Source organism: Xanthomonas sp. NCPPB 3200 (assembly GCF_056393585.1).
Window position 1 is genome coordinate 3,392,504 of sequence record NZ_CM150785.1, and the last position, 24,976, is coordinate 3,417,479.

General features: G+C 65.7%; 20 protein-coding genes. 8 read left to right on the forward strand and 12 right to left on the reverse strand.

The features are described from left to right. Positions 1–80: 80 nt before the first annotated feature. A complete protein-coding gene (locus tag AC06DU_RS14805) occupies positions 81–434 on the reverse strand; it encodes a DUF1304 domain-containing protein (protein ID WP_046343744.1) in 354 nt (117 codons plus the stop codon). 418 nt (positions 435–852) lie between these two features. Beyond that, a complete protein-coding gene (locus tag AC06DU_RS14810) occupies positions 853–2,214 on the reverse strand; it encodes an NTP/NDP exchange transporter (RefSeq protein WP_102251537.1) in 1,362 nt (453 codons plus the stop codon). Between the two features lie 333 nt (positions 2,215–2,547). Between AC06DU_RS14810 and AC06DU_RS14815 the strand changes: the two genes are divergently transcribed. Continuing rightward, positions 2,548–3,927, forward strand: coding sequence for a serine hydrolase domain-containing protein (locus AC06DU_RS14815; RefSeq protein ID WP_478202718.1), 1,380 nt, complete (start codon positions 2,548–2,550; stop codon positions 3,925–3,927). A 590-nt stretch (positions 3,928–4,517) separates the two neighbouring features. Here the strand turns inward: AC06DU_RS14815 and AC06DU_RS14820 are convergent. Continuing rightward, the gene (locus tag AC06DU_RS14820; protein WP_039519650.1) at positions 4,518–4,997 is read right to left on the reverse strand and encodes a hypothetical protein; all 480 of its coding nucleotides are present in this window, start codon (positions 4,995–4,997) and stop codon (positions 4,518–4,520) included. A gap of 214 nt (positions 4,998–5,211) precedes the next feature. On the opposite strand from AC06DU_RS14820, the gene AC06DU_RS14825 reads away from it, so the two are divergent. Further along, positions 5,212–5,511 carry a hypothetical protein gene (locus tag AC06DU_RS14825; protein WP_167337516.1) on the forward strand — a complete coding sequence of 100 codons (300 nt, stop codon included), beginning with the start codon at positions 5,212–5,214 and terminating at the stop codon, positions 5,509–5,511. A 497-nt stretch (positions 5,512–6,008) separates the two neighbouring features. Here AC06DU_RS14825 and gcvH read toward each other — a convergent pair whose 3' ends face one another. The 8 genes from gcvH to nudE all read right to left on the reverse strand — a co-directional run bounded on the left by gcvH (position 6,009) and on the right by nudE (position 12,252). Further along, positions 6,009–6,404, reverse strand: a complete 396-nt coding sequence (gcvH, locus tag AC06DU_RS14830; RefSeq protein WP_024939260.1) for a glycine cleavage system protein GcvH — start codon at positions 6,402–6,404, stop codon at positions 6,009–6,011. A gap of 145 nt (positions 6,405–6,549) precedes the next feature. Then, the gene (gene gcvT / locus AC06DU_RS14835; protein WP_039526065.1) at positions 6,550–7,659 is read right to left on the reverse strand and encodes a glycine cleavage system aminomethyltransferase GcvT; all 1,110 of its coding nucleotides are present in this window, start codon (positions 7,657–7,659) and stop codon (positions 6,550–6,552) included. A gap of 162 nt (positions 7,660–7,821) precedes the next feature. Continuing rightward, the gene (locus AC06DU_RS14840; RefSeq protein ID WP_104568142.1) at positions 7,822–8,256 is read right to left on the reverse strand and encodes an NfeD family protein; all 435 of its coding nucleotides are present in this window, start codon (positions 8,254–8,256) and stop codon (positions 7,822–7,824) included. A gap of 3 nt (positions 8,257–8,259) precedes the next feature. Continuing rightward, positions 8,260–9,225, reverse strand: coding sequence for an SPFH domain-containing protein (locus AC06DU_RS14845; protein ID WP_024939263.1), 966 nt, complete (start codon positions 9,223–9,225; stop codon positions 8,260–8,262). Between the two features lie 215 nt (positions 9,226–9,440). Next, positions 9,441–9,776, reverse strand: a complete 336-nt coding sequence (locus AC06DU_RS14850) for a YnfA family protein (protein ID WP_024939264.1) — start codon at positions 9,774–9,776, stop codon at positions 9,441–9,443. Beyond that, complete coding sequence (gene mazG / locus AC06DU_RS14855; RefSeq protein WP_478202719.1) at positions 9,773–10,729, reverse strand: nucleoside triphosphate pyrophosphohydrolase; 957 nt, start codon at positions 10,727–10,729, stop codon at positions 9,773–9,775. The genes AC06DU_RS14850 and mazG overlap by 4 nt, the downstream gene beginning before the upstream one ends. A gap of 177 nt (positions 10,730–10,906) precedes the next feature. Further along, the gene (cysQ, locus tag AC06DU_RS14860; RefSeq protein ID WP_016905000.1) at positions 10,907–11,707 is read right to left on the reverse strand and encodes a 3'(2'),5'-bisphosphate nucleotidase CysQ; all 801 of its coding nucleotides are present in this window, start codon (positions 11,705–11,707) and stop codon (positions 10,907–10,909) included. Continuing rightward, on the reverse strand, positions 11,704–12,252 hold the full coding sequence (gene nudE, locus AC06DU_RS14865; RefSeq protein WP_016905001.1) for an ADP compounds hydrolase NudE: 549 nt from the start codon (positions 12,250–12,252) through the stop codon (positions 11,704–11,706). The genes cysQ and nudE overlap by 4 nt, the downstream gene beginning before the upstream one ends. A 41-nt stretch (positions 12,253–12,293) precedes the next feature. On the opposite strand from nudE, the gene bioA reads away from it, so the two are divergent. Together bioA and AC06DU_RS14875 are read left to right on the forward strand one after the other, a co-directional pair. Beyond that, positions 12,294–13,712: an adenosylmethionine--8-amino-7-oxononanoate transaminase gene (gene bioA / locus AC06DU_RS14870; protein WP_184378934.1), complete on the forward strand. Its 1,419-nt coding sequence runs from the start codon at positions 12,294–12,296 to the stop codon at positions 13,710–13,712. Continuing rightward, positions 13,703–14,437 carry a 16S rRNA (uracil(1498)-N(3))-methyltransferase gene (locus AC06DU_RS14875; RefSeq protein WP_478202720.1) on the forward strand — a complete coding sequence of 245 codons (735 nt, stop codon included), beginning with the start codon at positions 13,703–13,705 and terminating at the stop codon, positions 14,435–14,437. Before bioA ends, AC06DU_RS14875 begins: the two co-directional genes overlap by 10 nt. A 454-nt stretch (positions 14,438–14,891) precedes the next feature. On the opposite strand, the gene AC06DU_RS14880 is transcribed toward AC06DU_RS14875, so the two are convergent. Continuing rightward, positions 14,892–15,890 carry a glucokinase family protein gene (locus tag AC06DU_RS14880; protein ID WP_184456977.1) on the reverse strand — a complete coding sequence of 333 codons (999 nt, stop codon included), beginning with the start codon at positions 15,888–15,890 and terminating at the stop codon, positions 14,892–14,894. 717 nt (positions 15,891–16,607) lie between these two features. Between AC06DU_RS14880 and AC06DU_RS14885 the strand changes: the two genes are divergently transcribed. From AC06DU_RS14885 to AC06DU_RS14900, 4 genes are all read left to right on the forward strand, one after another. Next, the gene (locus AC06DU_RS14885) at positions 16,608–19,268 is read left to right on the forward strand and encodes a TonB-dependent receptor (RefSeq protein ID WP_154832429.1); all 2,661 of its coding nucleotides are present in this window, start codon (positions 16,608–16,610) and stop codon (positions 19,266–19,268) included. A 208-nt stretch (positions 19,269–19,476) separates the two neighbouring features. After that, positions 19,477–21,159 (forward strand): alpha-L-fucosidase, encoded by a 1,683-nt coding sequence (locus tag AC06DU_RS14890; protein WP_478202721.1) that lies wholly within the window; start codon positions 19,477–19,479, stop codon positions 21,157–21,159. Positions 21,160–21,173: 14 nt separating this feature from the next. Then, the gene (locus AC06DU_RS14895; protein ID WP_016903894.1) at positions 21,174–22,229 is read left to right on the forward strand and encodes a glycosyl hydrolase family 18 protein; all 1,056 of its coding nucleotides are present in this window, start codon (positions 21,174–21,176) and stop codon (positions 22,227–22,229) included. 310 nt (positions 22,230–22,539) lie between these two features. Next, positions 22,540–24,963, forward strand: coding sequence for a family 20 glycosylhydrolase (locus tag AC06DU_RS14900; RefSeq protein ID WP_478204425.1), 2,424 nt, complete (start codon positions 22,540–22,542; stop codon positions 24,961–24,963). Positions 24,964–24,976: the final 13 nt, after the last annotated feature.

Below are 24,976 nucleotides of genomic sequence, written 5' to 3' on the forward strand. Positions count from 1 at the left end.
CGGGCCTGCCCGCGATGAAGCTCTACCGGTAACGCCTCATCGCGGGCAGGCCCGCTCCTACAGGAAGCGAGCACACGGCCTCAGCGCGGCAACCACAGCAGCGCCAGGGCAATCAGCGCGGGCAAGGCCTGCACGAAAAAGATGCGGCGGTTGACGCTGTAGGCACCATAGCAGCCTGCCACGACGACACAGCCCAGAAAGAAGCCCAGCACGTCGGTGCGGGCCTGCAACGCGCCCCAGAACAGGCCCGCTGCCAGGAAGCCGTTGTACAGGCCCTGATTGGCCGCGAGCACGCGCGTGGCCTGCGCCTTCTCGGGAGTATTGCGGAAGGTCTTCAGGCCCAGCGGCCGCGTCCACAACGCCATCTCCAAGACCAGAATGTAGACGTGCAGCAGAGCGACGCACAGGCCGGCAACGATGGCGAACAGGGACATGGCGGATCGGCCTGATGGATGTGGCGACCAGCATAGCTGCGATTGCGGCCCTGCTGCTCGGAACAGGCGACGGAACCCGGCACGCCGGCAAGAGACGGGGGATGTGCAGGACCTGCATGCATGATCGGAGCGTCGCGATTGCGGACATCGGCGGCGTGTCCTGCAATGGCCTGATCTATCTGCTCGCCACGCTCTCCCAAAGGCAAAAGCGGCTAGTCCAGACAGCGGCATCGCTAATGCATGTCATGCCCTGCTTGCCAGTGCACACCGACCATCTCGACCGGTCCTTGCCCGCTCACCGTCGCGGGCCTTTATGCGGCATGGATGCCGCGTAAGAGCCTACAAGGACGTACTTGCGGCGTGTCCCGCGAGGGTGGGCGGGCAAGGGCCCTGCAGCCAGGCCGCTTGTTGACCGCTCCTAGTCGGAGACCTGATTGCCAGTCTCCGCATCGCGCTCTGCGGGCAGCTTGCGCGCCTCACGCAGCAGGCCGAACGCGCCCAGGGTCATGCCCGATGCCACCAGCAGACCGACACCGAACACCGCGCTGGAGCCGAATGCCGACACCAGCTTGTGCACCCAGACGAAAGTGAGATCGCCACCGCGGTAGATCACGGTGTCGATCGCCGCGCCGGCCTTGTAACGCCATTCCCGATCCACCCGCGTGTACAAGGTCTCGCGCGCCGGCTTGGCCAGTGCGAACTCGCTGGAGCGGGTGATCACCTGCACGATCGCAAGCATCATCGGCAGCGGCGAGGCCGTCAGCACGGCATAGCCCAGCGTGATCGCCACGCCCGGAATCAACAGCGCCGGTGCGATGCCGAAACGCGACAGCAGCGCGCGCGTCACCAGCAGCTGCAACACCAGGGTAAGCGCGTTGATCGCCAGGTCGATGCTGGCGTAATAGGCGGTGGCCGCCGCTGCGTCCGTGTAGAGCCGACGTACCAACGCTGCCTGCTCGTTGTAGAGCAAGGTGCCGACGCCCACGCCAAACAGCACCATGAAGGCCAGCCAGCGCAGCAACGGCTCGCGCACGATCAGCTTGAGCCCGCCCAGCACATCGCCGCCCATCGGCACCTCGCCGGAGCCCAGCTGTCGCTCCTGCTCGCGCGCAACCGCCCACAGGCGCAGACGCAGCACGCAGACCACGCACACGGTCAGAAACCCGGCCGAGACCAACATCAGATGCGCGATGCCGATGCGCTCGACCAGCGTGCGGGTGAGGATCGGCCCGAGAAACGCGCCCAGCGTGCCGGCCGCACCGATGTAACCGTAGTAGCTGCGCGCTTCGGCATTGCCGAAGACGTCGGCCATGAAGCTCCAGAACACCGCCACCGCAAACAGGTTGAAGACGGTCACCCACAGGAAGAACGCCAGGCCGCGCCCGGGCACGCCGCTGTCGAACAATACGTAGAACAGCAACAGGGTCGCGATGAAGAAGCCATACACCGCTGGCAGGAACACCCGGCGCGGGTAGCGACTGACCAGCGCGCCGTAGACCGGCTGCAGCAACACCATGATCAGGAAGGTGCAGGTAAACAGCACCTGCAGGGTGAAATCCTTGAGCGGTATGCCGTGCGTGGCAAAGAAGGCGATCATGCCGGTGGGGAAAATCGCTTCCACATCCGCCGACGCACTCATCGCCTCGCGCACCGGGCGCAGCACGTAGTAGCCGCTGAGCAGGCAGAAGAAATACAGGAACGACCACGCCAGCGGCGGCGAGCTGCGCAATGCCACGCTCAGACGGCCAGCCGCAGAGCGCGGCGAAGACAGGCTGGTCATCGGGTAAGGCTCGCTCGCATCGACGAGCGCGACAGCAAGGACATGGCAGCGGCAACACCCGCGAAACAAGCGCGCAAGTTAGCCGATGCCGCGCTGCATCACCAGCAGCAGCGGGCGGCACCGACTAAATCGATTGCCTGCGGAGACGGCACGCCGCTTGCAGCTGTCTCCGCACGGGCTCCCGATTGCGTTGCAGAGGGTCCTGGCAGTTCGATTTATGAACCTAAAATCATCAATAGGATCAACACGATGCCCATTCATCTTCCGGCAGTTTGTGCTATTGCAAAGCGCGGCGCTAGAATCGTCGGAGGCAGTGGAACAGGCGGGACAACCATGACTCAAATGCGCAGGCGCCGACGGTTCCGACCGTTGGCCATCGGGCTGCTCGGGGCGTTATTGCCTCTGGCCCTCTCTTCCACCGCGCAGACACCCGCGCCGGCTGCTTCTGCGCTGCAGCCGGCCACCGTCGTGCAGTCGCCCACCGCCCCGCTGCAATACCGCGCGTCGCTTCCGGCCAGCCAGGTGCTGGCCCCGGCGGCCGGGTTCGATGTGGCCACGTTCGAATCGATGGCCAACCAGTTGACCTACGGCAATCGCCTGCCCGGCATGGCGATGGCGATCGTGCAGGGCGGCAAGGTGCTGAGCGCGCGCGGCTATGGTGTCACCGACGTCAATCACCCGCAGCCGGTCGACGCGCATACCGTGTTCCGTCTGGCATCGCTGTCCAAGGCCTTCGCCGGCACCATGGCCGGGTTACTGGTCAACGACGGCGTGCTGCGTTGGGACAGCAAGGTAGTGGACTACGTGCCTGGGTTCCAGCTCAGCAATGACGTCGCCACCCGGCAGCTCACCGTCGCCGAGGTGCTGAGCCACCGCGTCGGGCTGACCCGCAATGCCTACGACAACGATATCGAATCCAACGTCGACTACTACTCGCTCAGCCACAAGCTTGCCGCCGCACCGCTGCGCTGCGCGCCCGGCGATTGCTATGCGTACCAGAACGTGGCCTTCAGCCTGGTCGGCGATGTGGTGTTCGCTGCGTCCGGCAGCTTCTACGAGCAGTCGGTGGAGCGCCGCATCTTCAAGCCACTGGGCATGAACGATGCGAGCATGGGACTGGCCGGTATCCAGGCCAGCCCGCGCTGGGCGCGCCCGCATGTGCGCAGCCGCAATGGCTGGGTGTCGTTGACGCCCAAGCCGACCTACTACCGTCTGGCCCCCGCTGCTGGCGTCAATGCCAGCGCCAGCGACATGGCGCAGTGGCTGCTCGCGCACACCGGCCACCGCACCGACGTGCTGCCTGCGCCGCTGCTGGCGACGCTGCACGCGCCGCTGATCTCCACGCCAGGGGAGATGCGCTCGGGTTGGCGCCACGAGCGTGTTGACGCTGCCAGCTACGCGCTGGGCTGGCGCGTGTTCGACTACGCCGGCCATCAGGTCGTCTTCCATGCCGGCGCAGTGCAAGGCTATCGCGGCTTGGTCGCGTTGCTGCCCGAACGTGATCTCGGCATTGCGATCATGTGGAACGGCGAGAGCGGCCTGCCTTCCGGCATGCTGCCGACCATTCTGGATCGTGCGCTGGGCCTGCCCGCCAAGCGTTGGCTGGATATCGATGTGGATGGCGACTTCGGCAGCGAGAACATGCTGGCCGAGCGCCCCGACCCTGCCGGCAAGGGTGCCTCGTCGGGCAAGTCGGTGGCATCGCCGCGCTGAGTTGGCGTTGCTGCGACCTCGCACACAGGCGGCTTCGGCCGCCTGTGTCGTTTCCGGCCTGCAGAATCGAGTCGGGCATATCAACATCGGTGGCCGGGAGCCGGACATCGCTCCATGGCCATGCGATGACGGTCATGGCAGGCGCAGGTCTGAGTCACCTTGCCCAGTGCGCGCGCCAGATCTGACTGAAAAGCGAGAGCGTGGCTGCCCACGATACAGCCCAATGCATCTACCCCCGCTTGGCACGACCAACACACCGCACCGCTAGGCCAATCGATGGCGACACGACCGATCGGGACAGACGATGGTCAGTTGGGCGGGCGGCGCAGCGGCCCAGCCCATTGCTAGCGTTGGACCGGAGAAAGCGGGTGGCGGGTGGGAAGCGGCGATAGTGTGGCGATAGCCACAACGTCCCGGCCTGACATCCCGTCACGCACAGCGCAATGCATCCGGCGGCGATAGCTTCGGCTGCCTGCGTGCGACCGGGACTTCCTCGATCACGGACGCCCTGGGCACGTCAATAAAAAAGCTCCCTCCCCGCTGGGCGTCGGGGAGAGAGCTCGATGTTTACGGCGATCGGGTGGTGCAGATCAGATCAGCGGCGCCGGGGTTGCGGGCAGCGCGACCGGAGCGGCCTTCTTCTTGCGAACGGCCGGCTTCTTCTTGGCGACCTTCTTCACAGCAGGCTTCTTGGCGGCAGTCTTCTTGGTGGCGGACTTCTTGGTCGCCTTCTTGGCAACTGCCTTCTTCGCGGTCTTCTTTACTGCCTTCTTGGCGGTCTTCTTGACGGCCTTCTTGGCGGCAGTCTTCTTGGTCGCCTTCTTTGCAGTCTTCTTCACTGCCTTCTTGGCGGCAGTCTTCTTGGTTGCCTTCTTTGCAGTCTTCTTCACTGCCTTCTTGGCGGTTGCCTTCTTTGCAGTCTTCTTGACGGCCTTCTTGGCAGCAGTCTTCTTCACTGCCTTCTTGGCGGTTGCCTTTTTGGCGACCTTCTTGACTGCCTTCTTGGCGGCAGTCTTCTTCACTGCCTTCTTGGCAGTGGGTTTCTTTTTCGCAGCTTTTGCAGTGGCCATGTAATTGGCTCCTCGTCAGTGAACTATGGAGGTGAAACGCCCAGTTGAAGCAAACCCCGCAACGGCACGCCGTCGTCGGGAACCGTCCGCAGGTAATGCGCGACGGGACGGATACAGAAACACCCGCGTCGAACAGCGACGCGGGTGCGTGATCGGAGCGACTGCTGCTTTTTCGGAGAGAAGCGGACCCAACTCCACCGTGGATAGCGCTTCGGTGGACATCGGGAACAAGCGTGTCGGCTTGATGTCGATTCTGCTCACTCTCTTTCGCAGCAACGTCTGCTGGGCGAAACCTAATCACGCTTTTTTTTACTGTCAACACTCTTTTGCATTTTTTTTTCAACGCCTCGTCGCGGCGCGTCCCGTCGAGCGTGTCCAAAGACGCCGTGCGATGGCGCGCGCCGCTGACCTTGGCATGCAGCGGCGCAACGACGTTTTCAAAAAAGCACTTCTTTTGTGCTGTTTTTTTTTTGCGATGCAGACGCGCACGCTGTTGCCCACTGCACCGACGTAGCAGCGCACGCCTGCTCGCCGCGGTACGCGCCGCCTGTCCGCCAGCTGAAAATTTTTTATCGACCAAGCTTGCCCAAGGCCTCGCACAAGCAAAAATGCGCAAACTTATTGCGCATTTTTCGACCCACGCGTGCATCCGCGTGCACTGCCAACGGCATGCATTGCGCACCGTGTCCAAGGTTGGATGCAGGCGACGCTGCAAATATTTTTCACCGGCTGCACGCCATCTCCTCACGACCGGCTCACGTCGGAAATCCGACACCACGACGGTCGCAACGCAGTCGACGATGTCGCGCGCGCATGCCGCTGGCGAGTGCGCGGTCGTCGAACTTGGCAAAGGCTTCGACTGCGAGCGACAGCCGGCACCGGCCGGACGCGTGCAGCGCGGCAGGACGCACGCCATCGGCAGGCGGGATCGGCGCGCGGCCATCGCCACGCAGACAAAAAAATGGCCGCTCCAACGAGCGGCCATCCGGGTGTGCGACGGGCGAGGCGCGGTCAGTGCGCGTCGTCTTCCAGCAGCTCGGCGTAGTCGTCCGGCGACAGCAGGTCGTTGAGCTCTTCCTTGTCGTCGAGTTCGACCACGAAGATCCAGCCTTCGCCGTAGGCGTCTTCGTTGATGGTTTCCGGCTTGTCGCTGAGTGCGCTGTTGACCTCAACGACGGTGCCGCTGACCGGGCTGTAGACGTCGGAGGCGGCCTTGACCGACTCCACCACCGCCGCGCCGGTACCGACCTGCACGGTGTCGCCGACGCCGGGCAGTTCGACGTAGACCAAGTCGCCCAGCAAGCCCTGCGCGTGGTCGGAGATGCCGACGGTCACGCGGCCGCTGCTTTCGACGCGGGCCCACTCGTGGGATTTGAGGAACTTGAGGTCGCCAGGGATCTCGCTCATGGGTGTGCTCCGGGGAAACTGTTGGGTTGGGGACAGGTGGCTAGTTTAGACCGCACGACAACACAGGTGCACGCGCGTATCGGCCGGTGGGTGGCGATGGATGTCGCACGCTGCCGGACGTTTGCACGCCCGGCAGAGGTCTGACTCATTCGCCGAGGACGCCAGGCTGCGCCTGGCCGTCGCGCACGAACGGAAACTTCACCGCGCGCAACGGCACCTGCTTGCCACGGATGTCCACGCGCAGCGCGTCGATGCTGCCGGCCGGCACGCGCGCGAACGCGATCGCCTTGCCGAGCGTGGGCGAGAAGGTGCCGGACAGGATCTCGCCTTCGCCGCTGGCGCTAAGCACGGTCTGGCCATGCCGCAGCACGCCCTTCTCGTCCATCACCACACCGATCAGCTGACGCGGTGCGCCCTGCGCCTTTTGCGACTCGAGCACGGCGCGACCGATGAAGTCGCGGCCGTCGTCCAGGGCGATCGTCCAGGCCAGCGCGGCCTCGTACGGACTGACCGTGTCGTCCATGTCCTGGCCGTAGAGATTCATGCCGGCTTCCAGACGCAAGGTGTCGCGTGCGCCCAGACCGGCCGGCTTGACGCCCTGCGCGAGCAGCGCGTTCCAGAACGCCACTGCTGCCTCCTGCGGCAACACGATTTCGAAACCGTCTTCGCCGGTGTAGCCGGTGCGCGCAAGGAACAGTTCCACGCCATCGCGCGAACGCGTCTGCAGCGCAGCGAAGCGGCCGAGCTTGCTCGCCGCTACGGTATCGGCCGGATCCACCAGTTCGATCACCTTGGCGCGCGCGTTGGGCCCTTGCACGGCGATCATCGCAAAGTCGCCGCGCTCTTCCACGCGCACCTGGAAGGCTGCGGCCTGTTCGCCGATCCACTGCAGGTCCTTTTCGCGGGTGGCGGCGTTGACCACCAGGCGGAAGAAGTCCTCGCGCAGGAAGTAGACGATCAGATCATCGATCACCCCGCCCTGCGGGTTGAGCATGCAGGTGTACAGCGCCTTGCCGGAGACCTTGAGCTTGTCCACCGAGTTGGCCAGCAGGTAGCGCAGGAACTCGCGCACGCGCGGACCGTGCAGGTCGACCACGGTCATGTGGCTGACATCGAACATGCCGGCGTCGCGACGCACCTGGTGGTGCTCGTCCAGCTGCGAGCCGTAATGGATCGGCATGTCCCAACCGCCGAAGTCGACCATCTTGGCGCCGAGCGCACGATGGGTGTCGTTGAGGATGGTCTTCTGGGTCATGCGCACCGGTCCAAGGGAAAGAGCACCATTATCGCCGCCCGGCCGTGCCTGGGGAAACGGCGCAGGCGATGCGGCAACGCGCCGCCGACACCTGGACCTGGCCGCGCCCTATCGCGCCGCGCTGCAGCATCGCTGCATGGGCACGACGCGTGCCCTGCCCGATCAACCGGCCGCCTGCACCTGCAAGGTCATGCCATCGACACCGACGATACGCACCGGCGCGCCGGCCGGAAGGTCCGGGCCGCTGACCACCCAGAACGCGTCGTCGACCTTGGCACGGCCGCGCCCCTCCTGGATCGCCTGGTCGAGCACTACGCAGCGACCGATCAACTGCTCGGCACGTCGGTTGAGCAGGGGCCGATCACTCTGCCGGCCCTTGCCGCGGAACCAGCTGCGATACACCTGCACCGATACGAAACTCAGCAGCACGAAGGCAACGATCTGCAGCAGTAGCGACATGCCCGGCAACGCGAGCACCAGCACGCACACCGCTGCGGCGGCAATGCCCATCCACAGCAGGAACGCGCCGGGCACCAGCGTCTCGGCAGCAATCAATAGCAACGCCAGCACCGCCCAGGCCACCACGTCCCAACGCATGGCTCAACCTCCCACGCGCGGGGGCATCGGCGGCACGCGCACATGGCTCGCGTCGGGTTTGTTCAGCGCTTCCTTGGCCAGCTCGGCAATGCCGGCGATCGAGCCGATGACGCCGCTGGATTCCATCGGCATCAGCACGAACTTCTGGTTGGGCGCGGTGGCCAGCGCCTTGAACGCCTCCACATACTTCTGTGCGACGAAGTAATTGATCGCCTGCACGCTGCCGTTGGCGATCGCATCGGAGACCATCTGGGTGGCCTTGGCTTCGGCCTCGGCCAGACGCTCGCGCGCCTCGGCGTCGCGGAACGCGGCTTCCTTGCGGCCTTCGGCCTCGAGCACGGCGGCCTGCTTCTCGCCTTCGGCGCGCAGGATTTCCGACTGGCGCGAGCCCTCGGCTTCGAGGATCTGCGCGCGCTTCTCGCGCTCGGCCTTCATCTGCCGCGCCATCGAGTCGATCAGGTCGCGCGGCGGCTGGATGTCGCGGATCTCGATGCGGGTGACCTTGATGCCCCAGGGATTGGTGGCCTGGTCGACCACGCTGAGCAGCTGCGCATTGATGGTCTCGCGCTGGCTCAGCGATTCGTCCAGATCCATCGAGCCGATCACGGTACGGATGTTGGTCTGCACCAGCGCGATCGAGGCGATCTCCAGGTTAGAGACCTCATAGGCGGCCTTGGCGGCATCGAGCACCTGGAAGAACACCACGCCATCCACGCGCACCACCGCGTTGTCCTTGGTGATGACGTCCTGGCTGGGAACGTCGAGCACCTGCTCCATCATGTTGATCTTGCGCCCCACGCCGTAGACCACCGGCACCAGAAAGTGCAGACCCGGACTCATGGTGTGGGTGTAGCGGCCGAAGCGCTCCACCGTCCACTGAAAGCCCTGCGGCACCATGCGCACGGTCTTGAACAACACGATGACGCCAGCGACCAGAACGGCGATGGCCAAGAAAGAAGTCGGAAACATGAGCAGCCCCTTGCGATGACGAGTCGATCCTTGGCTTGAGTATGCCCTAGCGCCACCTGTCCCCACTGCGCGCCCTACCTTCGGCAACGGCGGTCACGACCCTGCATGCGGCGCTGTGGCTGACCACCTCGGGCAGCGTGTCGGCGTTGCGCAGCACGCCGCAACGCGCAGGCGACCGCGCTTTGTAAAGTGCAGACGTTGCTGCGAGCGCGCGCTCAGGCGCCGCGCGGCGAAAACATGATGATCGCCATGCCGAGCAGGCAGCAGGCTGCGCCCAGCAGATCCCAACGCGTCGGCGTCACCCCGTCCACCCACCACAGCCACAGCAGCGCACTGGCGATATAGACCCCGCCATAGGCGGCATACACCCGGCCGCTGGCATCGGGATGCAGGCTCAACAACCAGACGAAGACGGCCAGGCTCAGCGCCGTCGGCAGCAACAACCAGATGCTGCCGCCCTTGCGCAGCCACAGATACGGCAGGTAGCAACCGACCAGCTCGGCAACGGCAGTGGCCGCGAACAGCAACAGCGTGGTCGGTGCAGCAGTCATGCGCGGCCGGGCTTGTCGACGCCTTGCTTGCCAGCGTCGGCCTGCTGCAGCTCCGCAGTGTCGCGCGCCTGCTCACCGGCCGCGGGCGCGTCAGTGACAGGCGTTGCGGCAGGCTGACCCAGAGCGGGCGGATCACCGCCGCGTTCGCCGCGCTTGACCTGTTGCCACAGCGCCTCCTGTTGCTGCAGCGACAGCGCAGCCAGGGAGGTGCCGTCCGCCTGTGCCTGTGCTTCCATCGCGCGAAAGCGGCGCTCGAACTTGAGATTGGCATGGCGCAGCGCTGCACCCACGTCGACCCTGGCATGGCGCGCCAGGTTGGCGCAGACGAACAACACATCGCCGAGCTCGTCTTCCAGCCGCGCCTGGTTGTCGGCGACCGGGCCACGCGCGAACTCCACGCGCAGTTCCTCGATTTCTTCCTGCAGCTTTTCCAGCACCGGGGCCGGGCCGGGCCAATCGAAGCCGACCCGCGCCGCACGCGCCTGCAGCTTGGTGGAGCGTTGCCATTCCGGCAGGCCGCGTGCGATGCCGGCAAGTGCGGAGTCGTCCTGATGGCCCGCCGCGCGACGTTCGTCGCGCTTGATCTGCTCCCAGTTGGCGCTTACCGCCTGCGCATCGTCGGCACGTTGCTCGGCAAACACGTGCGGGTGGCGACGCACCAGCTTGTCGCTGAGCGTGGCGACCACGTCGGCGAATCCGAACACGCCCTGCTCGGCGGCCATCTGCGCATGGAAGACCACCTGCAGGAGAAGGTCGCCCAGCTCGTCGCGCAGAGCCGGCAGGTCGTTGCGATCGATGGCGTCGGCAACTTCGTAGGCTTCTTCGATGGTGTACGGCGCGATGCTGGCGAAGGTCTGCTCCACATCCCACGGACAGCCGTGCTCACGATCGCGCAGGCGCGCCATCAGTTGCAGCAGGCGCTGGAGGTCGCCGGTCGGCGGGGACTGAGACATGGTGTGTTCCTGGCAGGTGTGGTGCAGTGGAGTGGCGTGCCCGGGCGATGCCGCGGGCACGTGCCGGGTCACCTGTCGGCAGGCGATGGGCAGGGACCGCATTGGACATGACTGCATCGGGATTGCGCGCAACTGCCGGATCCAACCGGCGAGCGCGCAAGCGGCGGTCGGCCGTGCTCACACCAGCCAGCTGCGCCACGGCAGATTGGGATCGCCCAGCGCGATGAAATCGCCATTGAGCAAGGTGTCGCGGCGGTTGTAACGGAACGGTTTGCCGGTGCCGCCGGCCAGCAGCACACCGCCGGCGGCGTGCAGCACGCATTGGCCGGCTGCGGTGTCCCACTCGGAGGTGGGGCCGAAGCGCGGATACACGTCCAGGTCGCCTTCGGCGATGCGGCAGAACTTCAACGACGAGCCTTGCGCGACCACATCGATCTCGCCCATGCGCTCCAGCGCGGCGGCGGTGCGCGCATCGCGATGCGAGCGACTGGCGGCGACCCGCAGCGGCGTGGCCGCCGGCGTGCGCGTGTGCAGCATCTCGTCGCGGTCGCCATCGCGGCGGTAGGCGTTCTCGCCCCGTGCGGCGTACCAGACCCGGCCATCGACCGGCGCCTGCACCACGCCGAGCACCGGTGCGCCCATATGGATCAGGGCGATGTTGACGCTGAACTCGCCGTTGCGCTTGACGAACTCGCGGGTGCCGTCGAGCGGGTCGACCAGCCAGTAGCTGGTCCAGAACTGGCGGTCTTCCCAGGCCACGTGCGCGGATTCTTCCGACAGCACCGGCACGTCCGGGGTGACCCGGCGCAAGCCTTCGACGATGACACGGTTGGCGGCAAGGTCGGCCTGGGTCAGCGGGCTGGCGTCGTCCTTGATCTCCACCGCGAAATCCTGCGCATAGACATCCATGATCGCCGCCCCCGCCTCGCGGGCGATGGCGATCACGGTTTCGCGCAGTTCCATCGGGATGCGGATCATGGGTTGCGCTCCAGCCACTCGCGCGCAATGAACAAGGCGGCCAGCGAGCGGCCTTCGGAAAAATCTTCGCGCAGCATCAATTCGTCCAGACGGGCGATCGGCCAGGGCACCACCTCCATCTCTTCCGGCTCGTCGCCCACCAGGCGCTCGGGATAGAGGTCGCGTGCCAGCACCAACCAGGATTGGTGACTCATATAAGTAGGAGCGAGCGTCATCGCACGCAGCACCTGCACCTGGCGCGCGCCGTAACCGGCTTCTTCCTTGAGCTCGCGGTCGGCGGCCTGCTCCGGCGTTTCGCCGGCATCAATGCGGCCCTTGACCAGACCCAGCTCGTAGCGATGCACGCCGGCAGCGTACTCGCGCACCAGCAGCACGGTCTGTGCGTCGAGCATCGGCACCACCACCACCGCGCCGTGGCCCTGGCTGAGCTGGCGCTCGTAAAGGCGACGCTCGCCGTTGGAAAATTCCAGATCCAGCTGCTGGCGACGGAACGGCCCGTCGCCCAGATCGGTGATCTTGTGGATGGTCGGCAGGCGCGGGCTCATGCGTCGCACGCAGCGGCGGGGCCGACCGATAGAATAGGCGTATGCATCGACATGTTCATGAGCCCGAAATCCTAGCAGACCCGGCAGCCTCCCAAGCTGACGAACATTGGCGGCAACGCGATCTTGCCGTGCTGTGGCACCCCTGCACGCAGATGCGCGAGCACCCGCACACACTTCCGCTGGTACCGATCGCGCGTGGCGACGGTGCGTGGCTGATCGGCCACGACGGTCGCCACTACCTGGACGCGGTCAGCAGTTGGTGGACCAACCTGTTCGGCCATAGCGAACCGCGCATCGGCGCGGCCATCGCGCGCCAGGCTGGCGAACTGGAGCAGGTGATGCTGGCCGGCTTCACCCATGCGCCCGCCGTGCAGCTGGCCGAGCGCCTGTTGGCGATCGCGCCACGCCAGGCCGGCCGCGCGCCGTTGTCCAAGGTGTTCTATGCCGACAATGGCTCGGCCGGCGTGGAAGTGGCCTTGAAGATGGCCTTCCACTATTTCCATAACCGCGGCGAGCACCGCCGCACGCGTTTCGTCGCGCTGGAAAACGGCTACCACGGCGAGACCATCGGCGCGCTGTCGGTCGGCGACATCCCGCTGTATCGGCGCGTGTATGCGCCGTTGCTGCTGGAGTCGATCTTTGCGCCCTCGCCCGACGCCTACCTGGCCGAGCCCGGACAGAGCGCGGAAGACTACGCACTGCAGGCGGCCGATGCGCTGCAGGCGGTGTTCGAACAATCGCCCGACGAAATCTGCGCGCTGATCCTGGAGCCGCGCGTGCAGTGCGCAGGCGGCATGCGCATGTATCACCCGGCCTATCTGCGCCGCGCACGCGAACTATGCGATGCGCATGGTGCGTTCCTGATCGCCGACGAGATCGCCACCGGCTTCGGTCGCACCGGCAGCCTGTTCGCCTGCGAACAGGCCGGGATCATGCCCGACCTGTTGTGCCTGTCCAAGGGGCTGACCGGCGGATTCCTGCCGCTGTCGGCGGTGCTGGCCACGCAGCAGTTGTACGCGGCGTTCCTGGACGACTCGCGCGAACGTGCGTTCCTGCATTCGCATAGCTACACCGGCAATCCGCTGGCATGCGCCGCCGCGCTGGCAACCCTGCAGATCTTTGCAGACGACGATGTGATTGCGCGCAACCAGCGCACCGCCGCGCACATGACCACGCTGGCTGCGCAGATCGGCGAACACCCCGCGGTGGCCGACGTGCGCCAGGCCGGCATGATCGTGGCGTTCGAACTCACGCAGGGCGGCGACAAGCGCACGCCGTTTCCGTCTGCGGCGCGGGTGGGCCTGAAGGCCTATCGCGCCGCACTCGACAAGGGCGTGGTGCTGCGCCCGCTCGGCGACGTGCTGTACTGGATGCCGCCGTATTGCGTGGACGACGCGCAACTTGCGCTGCTGGCTGCGACCACCCGCCACGCCATCGAGGAGGCCGTTGCATGCGCCTGACCCGCTCCCATGTCGCACTGCCGCTGCACTGCGACCAGGAGGTGACGCTGCCGGAAGAGTCGGCCAATCACCTGCTGCGTGTGCTGCGACTGCGCGAGGGCGATGCCTGCGTACTGTTCAACGGCGACGGCAGCGACTACCACGCGCGCATCACCCTGGCCGGCAAACGCGAGGCGCGCGCACTGGTGGAACGTGCCGAGCCGCTGCGCAACGAGTCGCCGTTGTCGATCACCCTGATCCAGGGCATTGCGCGCGGCGAGAAGATGGATCTGATCCTGCAGAAGGCCACCGAGCTGGGGGTGACGGCGGTCGTGCCGGTCAACGCCGAGCGCACCGAGGTCAAGCTGGATCCGGCGCGCATGGAAAAACGCCTGGCGCATTGGCGCAGCGTGGTGGTGTCGGCCTGCGAGCAGTCCGGGCGTGCGCGCATTCCCACGGTCGCTGCGCCGCACGGCCTGCTGGACGCGGCGCAGGCCAGCGACCCGCAGGCGCTACGGCTGACGCTGGACCCGCACGGCGAGCATCGCCTGGGCAGCCTGGCGCTGGGTGCGCAACCGCATGTGATCGTGGCGATCGGCCCGGAAGGCGGCTGGTCGCCGCGCGATCGCGCCACCCTCGCCGATGCCGGTTTCAGCGGCCTGCAACTGGGGCCACGCATTCTGCGTACCGAAACCGCGGGGCTGGCGGCAATTGCGGCGCTGCAGTCGCGGTTCGGTGACCTATAGCGCCACGCCATCGTAGGAGCGCACCTGGGCGCGACCGGGCGTTATCGAGAATGCCTCGTCGCGCCCGGGTGCGCTCCTACGGGGATGTGGAGTTGACCGGCGTTGCGTCGTCCGCTGCATGTTGATGGCTCCGTCCACTGCGTCCCGGCCCTAAACCCGCGCCGACTCGTAGGAGCGCACCTGGGCGCGACGGGGCGTTATCAGGAATGCCTCGTCGCGCCCGGGTGCGCTCCTACGGGGGATGTGGAGTTGCCCGGCGTTGCGTCGTCCGCTGCATGTCGATGGCTCCGTCCACAGCGTCCCGGCCCTAGACGCGCGCCGACTCGTAGGAGCGCACCTGGGCGCGACCGGGCGTTATCGGGAATGCCTCGTCGCGCCCGGGTGCGCTCCTACCGGATGTGGAGTTGATCGGTTTGGTGCAGCCAGACTGCTGCACCTGGCGCTGCGCGGGCGCTCAGCGGCCGTGCTGCAGGAACCAGCTGGCCGCGCCGATCACACCGAGCTGGCCGTGCTCGACGATGCTGACCGGCACCTGCTCCAGCGCCGGACGCAATGCGCCCTTGTCGAGCAGACGTGCGACGAAATCGCTTGCGGCCACGAATGCGGCGATCTGCGGCAGGAATCCACCCGCCAGATAGACACCGCTGCGCACGCCATAGAGCAGCATCATGTCGCCGACCACGCTGCCCATGAAGCCGCAGAACGCCTGTAGCGCATCGCGTGCCAGCACGTCCTCGCCAGCCAGCGCGGCGGCGGTGACATCGGCCGGGCTGGCATGCAGCGCCGGCACGCCACGCAGCGCGGCCAGTGCGGTGTAGAGATTCAACAGGCCCGGGCCGGAGAGCAGGTGCTCGGTGGCCACATGCGTGCGCGTGCGGCGCAACTCCTGCAGCAAGGCCACTTCCAGATCGCTGGCGGCAGCAAGCGCGGCGTGGCCGGCCTCAGTCGGCAACACCACCGGGGTGGCGCCGTTGGGAATCCACAACGCCGCGCCCAGGCCGGTGCCCGGGCCCAGGATCAGCGCCGGACCCGGCGCACCCTGCGGCGGGCCGGACAACTGCAGGACCTGATTGCCGACCATGTAATTGGCCGCATGCGCCACCGCTTCGAAATCGTTGACCAGATGCAATGCCTGCATGCCGAGCTGGCGGCGGATCTGCTCGGGCGCCAGCACCCACGGCAAGTTGGCGGTGATCACGCTGCCGTCTTCCAGCGCATACCCGGCACTGGCGATGACACCACGCTGCACCGGCGCGCAGCCCAGCTCCGCAAAGAACGCGGCCATGATCTCGGCCAGGCCCGGGTAGTCGGCACACCGGTACTTGCGGTAGTCCAGCACCGTGACCGGTTGGCGTGGATCGGGGCTTTCGCACACCAGCGCCAGACGCACATGCGTCCCCCCCACGTCTGCGGCAACGAAGGTGTCGGGGCGCGGAAAGGCCACCGCTTCCATTGGACTGCTTGCGCTCACGCATTCTCCTGATAAGTGGCCGCGGGCTGGCGTCATGCCCATTGTCCGACGAACGGTAACGGGGTAGACAACGTTGTCAGTAATCGCCCTGTAACGCAACCGTGGCGATCACGATTTAAACAGGATGCCGCCAATTTCATCATTCACTCAAATTCCACGTTTGCGACAGCGATTTCAGCACAAAACGGCACCCGCCATTTGCACAAGCGCCATTCCGCATAGAAACAGCTGATCAAAACCGCGAGCCGCCGACGGCGCATTGCGCAACGGTATCGGCGCAGTGCATGGCATCGCGGAGAAATGCTGCATTGCAGCGCAATCGCAGCCGCTTCAGAGATCTGTGACGATGTGTTGACAACGCTGTCAACGCTACGCGAGACTCGATCCAAATCGGGGTTCTGGCAGGAGGGGCCATGGACTGTTCGGTACTCAGGAACGGGCTACTCCCTCGCCGGTGCATTCCAGATTCGTGAGCGGGACATCACCCGATGTTCGACTCGCTGAAGTCGCATTCGCTCTACCGCTTCACCACACGGGGGACACCTCCTCTACCACGCGAATCACCCGGGCCCGCCTCTCGCGACGCGTGCCAGTGCGATCACCGCGATCGGTCAGGGCGTGTTGTTTTGCCGGCCACGCCGAGCGCGTGACGCCTTCCAGAGGCGGCGCGCTCACAGCACTAACCAACGAGGTTTAGCCATGCACAGCCGCACCACGACGTTAGCACTCTGTATTACCGCCGCTCTGTACTGCTCCGGCTCTGCAATGGCTGCCGGACAAGAACAACAGGCTCCTGCCGCCACGCCGTCGGCGACCACCGAGCTGGATACCATCACCGTCACCGGTTATCGCGCATCGCTGGAGAAGAGCCAGTCAGTCAAGCGCTCGGCCAACTCGATCGTCGATGCGATCAGCGCCGAAGACATCGGCAAGTTCCCGGACATCAATGCCGCCGAATCGCTGTCGCACCTGCCGGGCATCAGCGTCGACCGCCAGTTCGGCGAAGGCGAAAAGGTCAGCATCAACGGCACCGACCCGGCCTTGAACCGCGTGCTGCTCAACGGCCAGACCATCGCCTCGGGCGATTGGGGCGGCAACCCGACCGACACCAGCGGCCGTACCTTCAACTACACCCTGCTGTCGCCGGAAATCATCGGCCTGATGGAGGTCTACAAGACCCCGGAAGCGCGCATCGACGAAGGCTCGATCGGCGGCACCGTGATCGTGCACACCCGCAAGCCGCTGGACCTGCCCAAGAACACCATCCGCGGCTCGGTCGGCTACAACTACAACGACCGTTCGGAAGAAGGCAATCCGCGCGGCTCGGCGCTGTGGAGCTGGAAGAACGACGACGAGACCTTCGGCGCGTTGATCTCCGCCACGCATGACAAGCAGGACCTGGCACGCGCCGGTATCGAATACTTCGGCTACACCACCGGCGCCAACATTCCCGCCAGCGCCACCATCACCGGCGACGGCAGCGATGTCGCCACCGCCCGTGTACCGGCCGGCATCAACAGCGCGTTCTTCCAGCAGACCCGCGAACGCAGCGGCGTGCAGGGCGCGTTGCAGTGGAAGCCGAACGAGCAGAACGAATTCAACCTGACCGGCCTGTACATCAAGGGCAAGTACAACAACTTCAGCGAATCGCGTTACGTCTGCCCGGCCTGCAACAACGACCTGCAGAAGGTCACCAGCGCCAATGTGCAGAACGGCGTGGTCACCTCGGCGACCTTCGGCGATGGCGCCGCGGGGCAGCCGTACGCTCAGCTGGACGCGAACTACCGCGAGAGCACCGTCACCACCAAGAGCCTGAACCTGCGTCACGACTGGTCGGGCGAGAAGTGGGTGTTCACCACCCAGGTTGGCGACACCAAGGCCACCGGCGGCAAGAACCCCGAGTACCTGATGAAGTTCCTGATGACCGACGGCGGCTATAACTACGCCTTCGATGGTCAGAACACCGCGGTGAACTACGACAACGGCGGCGCCTCGAACTGGACGCTGCCCGGTTCGCCGGCCGGCCTGCCCGCCGGTTCGCAGGACTCCAGCGCGATGCAGGCCGGCGGCATCTTCTATCAGAAGAGCACCGACGAAGAGAAATACTTCCAGTGGGATGCGGCCCGCGATCTGGAGCTGGGCCCGTTCACCAAACTGCTGTTCGGCTACAAGTACATCAACCACAACAACGGCGTGGACGCACGCGGCAATCGCATCAATACCACCGATGCGATCTCGCTGACCCAGTTCAACCCGGGCACCACCCCGAGCGGTCTGTACGACGGCCTGGGCGCAAGTGGCGACCTGACCACCTGGCCGACCGCCAGCCTGAACTCGATCCGCAACTATCTGCTGTCGCAGCCGCAGGGTCCGTACCGTCCCGATTACGGCTCCTCATTCGAGGTGAAGGAGATCACGCAGAACTTCTACACCCAGTTGAATTACGAGACCGGCAAGTGGCGCGGTAACGTCGGCGTGCGCCTGGTCGACACCACCGACAAGTCGCTGTACTGGCAGACCGCCGATGGCGGCACCAACTACTCGCGCGTGGCCGAGACCAACGACTACCGCAAGGCGCTGCCGAGCTTCAACATCGCCTACGACATCACCGACGACGCCGTGCTGCGTTTCTCGGCTGCCAAGGTGATCGCACGTCCACGCTATGGCGATCTGGCCGGCACGTTCAGCATCAACAGTGCGAACGGCAACCTGACCGCCGGTGGCGGCAACCCGGACCTGAAGCCGTACGAGTCCACCAACTACGACCTTGCTGCGGAGTGGTATTTCGCGCCGTCCAGCATGCTGTCCGGTGAAGTGTTCTATCGCGACATCAGCTCCTACATCGTCAACACCACCAGCCAGCAGCAGTTGACCGATCCGATCAGCGGCAACTCCGGTCTCTACACGGTGACCTCGCCGATCAACGTCTCCGACGCCAAGGTCAAGGGCGTGTCGGTGAACTACCAGCAGTCGCTGGGTCTGGGCTTCGGTTTGCAGGCCAACTACACCTTTGCCGAATCCGATTCGAGCTCGGGCCTGAACCTGCCGTACCTGTCTCGCGACACCTACAACATCATCCCGTACTGGGAGCATGGCGACTGGATGGTGCGTGTGAACTACAGCTTCCGTTCCAAGTACTTCACCCAGATCGGCCGCCTGGCCTCGCAGGACTTCGCAGACAGCTACAAGCAGCTGGATCTGACCGCCTCGTATCAGATCACCGATTACATGGGCATCACCTTCGGCGCGACCAATCTGCTGGATTCCACCTACCGGCTGTTCAGCAACACCCGCTCGACCCCCACGGCGTTCTACAAGAACGGCCGCGGTTATCAGGCCCAGCTGAACTTCAAGTTCTGATGTAGCACCGGCGCGCCACCGACCCTCCACGGTGGCGCGCTTTTTTTTGAGCGGTGCGTTGCATGCAGTGCACCGCTCGATGTTGTACCAAGGAGTGGTACTGGCCACGCCCCTTCGCGGTTGAGGGAGCATGGCCAGGCCCGCTTTTGCCATCCACGTGCCGGCTGCGCTGCAACCGACACGTCTCGCTTGAAGGAGTGCAGTTCCCATGACGACCGATAGCCGCCCTGCGGCTCCATCCCGCCGCCACGCCGGAGCTGCACCCAGAACGCGAATGCTCGCGCTCGGTCTGCTGCTCGCGTTGCCTGCTGCCACGCTCAGCGCGCAATCGGCCACCGCGCCCACCGCCACCACGCTCAGCCCGGAACAAATCGACCAGCAGTGGCTCAGCGCCACCGCCAAGTACGCACCCGAGCGCGAGCGCCTGGTGCGCGAAGCCGAGGCCGGCGCACGCAAGGGTCCGTTCCGCCCCGACTGGGCTGCACTCAAGGCCTATCAATCGCCGGCGTGGTACAACAACGCCAAGTTCGGCATCTTCATCCACTGGGGCGTGTTCTCGGTGCCGGCGTTCGGCAGCGAGTGGTATTCGCGCAACATGTACTTGGAAGGCTCCAAGGAATTCGCCCACCATGTGGCCACCTACGGCCCGCAGGCGCGCTCCGGCTACAAGGATCTGATTCCCAAGTTCACCGCGCCCAAGTTCGATCCGAATGGCTGGGCCAAGCTGTTCCGGCAATCCGGCGCGCGCTATGTGGTGCCGGTGGCCGAGCACCATGACGGCTTCGCGCTGTACGACTCCCGGTTGTCGGACTGGACCGCGGTCAAGATGGGCCCCAAACGCGATCTGCTGGGCGAGTTGTCCAAGTCGATCCGCGCGCAAGGATTGCACTTCGGGCTGTCCTCGCACCGCGCCGAGCACAACTGGTTCTTCGACGGCGGGCGCAAGTTCGATTCGGACGTCAACGACCCGCGCTATGCCGCGCTGTACGGCCCGGCGCAGGTCCGCCTGCCTGGCAAGGACGATGCCGATGTGGCCAACGACTGGACGCCGGTGTCGCAGGCCTGGCTGGACGACTGGCTGGCGCGTACCACCGAGCTGATCGACACCTATCAGCCGGACCTGATCTATTTCGACTGGTGGATTGCCCACCCCACCTTCCGCAGCAGCCTGCCGACCATGCTGGCCTACTACTACAACCAGGGCGCGGCGCGCACCGAAGCCGATCGCGGTGTGGTGGTGAACTACAAGCTGGGCGCGTTTCCGGAAGGGGCCGGCACGCTGGACATCGAGCGCGGCCAGCTCACCGGCATCCATCCCACCCATTGGCAGACCGACACTTCGGTGAGCAATGCGTCGTGGGGCTATATCGAAAACGATACCTACAAGTCGCCGACCTTCATCATCCACATGCTGGCCGACGTGGTGGCCAAGAACGGCAACCTGATGCTCAACATCGGCCCGCGTGCCGATGGCTCGATCCCGGATACCGAGCGCGGCATCCTGCTGGCGATCGGCAAGTGGCTCAAGACCAACGGCGGCGCGATCTACGACAGCAAGCCGTGGCGCGTGTATGGCGAAGGCCCGACCGAGGTGGTCGGCGGCACCTTCCAGGACGTCAAGACCAAGCCCTACACCGCCGAGGATTTCCGCTTCACCACGCGCGATGGCGCGCTGTATGCGATCGAACTCGGCTGGCCGGCCGGCGGCAAGGCGGTGATCCGCTCGCTCACACCGGCCGACGGCGTGCGCGGCGTGACGCTGCTGGCCAACGGCAAGAAGGTGCCGTTCGAGCAGCAGGCTGACGGCCTGCATCTGAGCCTGCCTGCCAAGCCGGTCGGCGAGCACGCCTACGTGCTGCGCATCGACCTTTCTTCTTCCTCCACTCCCTGACGGATGCTGTTTTCATGAGCAAGCGATTGACCTGGATCCTGCTGGCGCTGGCGCTGGTGTGCGCGCCGGCCCTGGCCAAAACCCCCACGGCGTTGTTCTATCTGATGAACACGCAGAAATCGACCAACTCGTTCCTGGCCAATGTCGACAAGATCGATGTGGTGGTGCCGACCTGGTACGGCGTCGACCAGAACGGCCTGGTCAACGGCACGCCCAACATGTACCTGTACGACATCGCCAAGCAGAAGAACCTGCGGGTGATGCCGATCCTGTCGATGACCACCGGGCGCGACGGCTTCCACAAGCTGATGCACGACGAGGCCGCCAAGAAGCGCATGATCGAATCGCTGCTGATCCACGGCAAGCAGCACAAGTACTACGGCTTCCAGTTCGATTTCGAGAACATTGCCTGGACCGACCGTGACGCCTACACGCTGATGGTCAAGCAGACCGCCGATGCGCTGCACAAGGCCGGCTTCAAGATGTCGGTGGCGGTGGTGCCCAATGCCCCGGGCCATGCCGAAGGCGGCCAGTTCTCCAAGTGGATGTGGGAATACTGGCGCGGCGCGTACGACCTCAAGGCGCTGGGCCAGGCCGTGGATCTGGTCAGCATCATGACCTACGACCAGCACACCCGCTGGACCACGCCGGGCCCGGTCGACGGCATGGTGTGGATGAAGAAGCACCTGGATTACGCGATCACCCAGGTGCCGAAGGACAAGCTCTCGCTCGGCATCGCCACCTACGGCTACCGCTGGTACACCGGTAATCCGGTCAAGGAAGACGGCACCGAGGCGTCGAACATCTCCGCCACCTATATCGATGCCGACGAATCGTTTCCGCTGGCGATCGAGCAGAACGCCACCGTGCAATGGGATCCGGTCGAGCAGGAATCGTGGTTCTACTTCTACCGCGACGACATGCGCGAGTGGGTGTTCCGCCCGGATGCGCGCAGCTTCAAGGCACGCTACGACCTGGTGAAGCAGTACGGCCTGGAAGGTTTCAGCTGCTGGGTGCTGGGCGCCGAGGACCCGAAGGTGTGGGACGAGTTGCCGACCGCGCAGCGCTGACCGCGTCATCGCACTGCTGCACGACAGGACGGGCGCGGTCGGTGTTCGCATCGGAATGCATCCACTGCAAGCCGATGCGTGCACTGCCCGCGCCCGTTCTGCCACACGCCATGCGGAGCGCGGTCGCTGCGCGATACCACACACCGCGCACCCCGACGAAGCGTGCGCCAGTCCCTGCGCCATCCGGCACGGCTTTGCTACTGTGCGTGGCTGCCGTATCTCCCCCGCCATACCGGGATGTGATTGCATGATGTCGAACTCCGCACCGAGCCTGCGCTCACCGTTATCCGGGCCGCCGTCGCCGCGCAGCCTGTCGTCGCGCCTGCTGTCATCGCACCGACGTTCCTCGCGCCTGCTTGCGATGGCGCTTGCGGCAATGGTGCTGGCGGGCTGCGGCCAACGCGATGCAGCGACCGCACCTGCAGCCAATCCCGGCACCACCGCAACACTGCCTGCGACCACCGCACCGCTGCCCCTGATTCCCGCCCCGGCCGAAGCCAGGCGCGGCACCGGCAGTTTCCGCGTCGGCACCGGCACGGTGATCTCCATCCCCACCGGCAATGCCGAGGTGCGCCGCAGCGCCGAGTCGCTGGCCAGCCTGTTGCAACGCACCCGCGGCCTGACCCTGGAAGTGCGTACCGAAACCAGCGCCTCGCCGCACAGCATCCGCCTGGAGCGCACAGCGCAGGCGCCGGTGGCACACAAGGAAGGCTATAGCCTGGATGTGGACGGCAACGGCATCCGCATCACCGCGCGCGATGGTGCCGGCCTGTTCTATGGCGCGATCAGCGCCTGGCAATTGATGACGCCGGATGCGGGCAAGGGCGATGTCACCGTACCGGCGGTGGCGATCCGCGACTGGCCGCGCTTTGGCTGGCGCGGCCAGCATCTGGATGTGGCCCGCCACTTCCACGACGTGGACACCGTCAAGCATGTGCTGGACGCGATGGCCGCGCACAAGCTCAATGTGCTGCATTGGCATCTCACCGACGACCAGGGCTGGCGCATCGAGATCAAGCGATACCCCAAGCTCACCGAGGTCGGTGCCTGGCGCACCCCGCCCGGCGCCGGCCAGCACGGCACGCCCGAGCGCTATGGCGGTTTCTATACGCAGCAGCAGATCAGCGAGATCGTCGCCTATGCGGCGCGCCTGCACATCACCGTGCTGCCCGAGCTGGACATGCCCGGGCATGCGCAGGCCGCAGTGGCCGCGTATCCGGAAGAAGTCGGCGTGCCCGGCCAGCGCACGCAGGTGGGCGTAGACTGGGGCGTCAACCCGTACCTGTTCAACACCAGCGAACGCAGCCTGAGCTTCATCACCAACGTGCTGGACGAGGTGCTGACCTTGTTCCCGTCGGCGTATATCCATATCGGTGGCGACGAGGCGGTCAAGGATCAATGGGAAGCCTCGCCCGCGGTGCGCGCGCAGATGCGCAAGCTCGGGGTCAAGGACGCGCACGCGATGCAGGGCTGGTTCAACGAACAGCTTGCGGCCTACCTCACCCAGCACGGCCGGCGCATGATCGGCTGGGACGAAATTCTCGAAGGCGGCGTGCCGGCCAGTGCCTCGGTGATGTCGTGGCGCGGCACCGACGGTGCGGTGACCGCCGCCAGGCAGGGCCACGATGTGGTGCTGGCGCCAGGCGACTGGCTGTACCTGGACAACCTGCAGACCACCCGCAGCGACGAACCCAACGGCCGCCTGACCGTACTGCCGTTGTCCAAGGTCTACGCCTTCGACCCGGTGCCCGACACACTGACCGCCGAGCAGTCCAAGCATGTACTCGGCGCGCAAGGCGCGTTGTGGTCCGAATACATTCCCTCGCGCTGGCATGTGGATCACGCGCTGTTCCCGCGTCTGTCCGCCATCGCCGAAGTGACCTGGTCGCCGGTGGCTGCCCGCAACTGGAAGGATTTCCTGGCGCGCCTGCCGGCGCAGCTGCAGCGCTACAAAGCGCTGGGCATCGACTACAGCGACGGCGCCTTCGCCGCCGATATCGCACTGGAAAGCGGCCCCAACCCGGTGCTGGCCGGTGGCCCGGCCAAGGTGGCACTCGGCACCCAGGCCGGTGCGGGCACGCTGCACTACACCGTCGACGGCAGCGATCCCACGCCGGCATCGCCACGCTATGCGGCGCCGTTTACGATCCAGCTGCCGACCACGGTCAAGGCCACCGCCTTCGATGCCGGCGGCACCGCGCTGGCGGCCACGCGCAGCCGTACTTTCGATCGTGCCGGGTTGTTGCGCGCCGATACCCAGGGCCTACGCGATTGCGTGGACACCGGTGCGCTCGGCCTGCGCCTGCCGTTGTTGCCGGAGCTGACCGGCGCCGACACGCCGGTCTACAACGTCGACCTGTTCCATGCTTGCCGGCTGTATCCGCAGGCGCGCCTGGATGGCGTCGGCGCGATCCGGATCGAGGCCGCACGCCTGCCGAACAATTTCGGTCTGGCCCACGAACAATCCAAGGTGGTGCAGTACCCCGCCAAGACGCGCCGCGGCGAGCTGGAAGTGCGCCTGGGCTGCGAGGGCGAGCTGATCGCCAGCGTGCAATTACCCAACAGCGCCACGCTGGGCGAACAATTCACGCTGGAAACCGCACTGCCTGCACGCACCGGCATCCACGATCTATGCCTGCGCTTCACCGCGCCGATTCGCGGCCCGCTGTACGCCATCGGCGCCGTCCAGTTGATTGAAACCACCGCGCAGGCGCCCCCCGCCGCCACGCGCTGATCCATCCAAGGAG

Coding starts and splice junctions, on each gene's coding strand:
- AC06DU_RS14805 (WP_046343744.1), bottom strand. CDS start 434: ATGTCCCTGTTCGCCATCGTTGCCGGCCTGTGCGTCGCTCTGCTGCAC.
- AC06DU_RS14810 (WP_102251537.1), bottom strand. CDS start 2,214: ATGACCAGCCTGTCTTCGCCGCGCTCTGCGGCTGGCCGTCTGAGCGTG.
- AC06DU_RS14815 (WP_478202718.1), top strand. CDS start 2,548: ATGACTCAAATGCGCAGGCGCCGACGGTTCCGACCGTTGGCCATCGGG.
- AC06DU_RS14820 (WP_039519650.1), bottom strand. CDS start 4,997: ATGGCCACTGCAAAAGCTGCGAAAAAGAAACCCACTGCCAAGAAGGCA.
- gcvH (WP_024939260.1), bottom strand. CDS start 6,404: ATGAGCGAGATCCCTGGCGACCTCAAGTTCCTCAAATCCCACGAGTGG.
- gcvT (WP_039526065.1), bottom strand. CDS start 7,659: ATGACCCAGAAGACCATCCTCAACGACACCCATCGTGCGCTCGGCGCC.
- AC06DU_RS14840 (WP_104568142.1), bottom strand. CDS start 8,256: ATGCGTTGGGACGTGGTGGCCTGGGCGGTGCTGGCGTTGCTATTGATT.
- AC06DU_RS14845 (WP_024939263.1), bottom strand. CDS start 9,225: ATGTTTCCGACTTCTTTCTTGGCCATCGCCGTTCTGGTCGCTGGCGTC.
- AC06DU_RS14850 (WP_024939264.1), bottom strand. CDS start 9,776: ATGACTGCTGCACCGACCACGCTGTTGCTGTTCGCGGCCACTGCCGTT.
- mazG (WP_478202719.1), bottom strand. CDS start 10,729: ATGTCTCAGTCCCCGCCGACCGGCGACCTCCAGCGCCTGCTGCAACTG.
- cysQ (WP_016905000.1), bottom strand. CDS start 11,707: ATGATCCGCATCCCGATGGAACTGCGCGAAACCGTGATCGCCATCGCC.
- nudE (WP_016905001.1), bottom strand. CDS start 12,252: ATGAGCCCGCGCCTGCCGACCATCCACAAGATCACCGATCTGGGCGAC.
- bioA (WP_184378934.1), top strand. CDS start 12,294: ATGCATCGACATGTTCATGAGCCCGAAATCCTAGCAGACCCGGCAGCC.
- AC06DU_RS14875 (WP_478202720.1), top strand. CDS start 13,703: ATGCGCCTGACCCGCTCCCATGTCGCACTGCCGCTGCACTGCGACCAG.
- AC06DU_RS14880 (WP_184456977.1), bottom strand. CDS start 15,890: ATGGAAGCGGTGGCCTTTCCGCGCCCCGACACCTTCGTTGCCGCAGAC.
- AC06DU_RS14885 (WP_154832429.1), top strand. CDS start 16,608: ATGCACAGCCGCACCACGACGTTAGCACTCTGTATTACCGCCGCTCTG.
- AC06DU_RS14890 (WP_478202721.1), top strand. CDS start 19,477: ATGACGACCGATAGCCGCCCTGCGGCTCCATCCCGCCGCCACGCCGGA.
- AC06DU_RS14895 (WP_016903894.1), top strand. CDS start 21,174: ATGAGCAAGCGATTGACCTGGATCCTGCTGGCGCTGGCGCTGGTGTGC.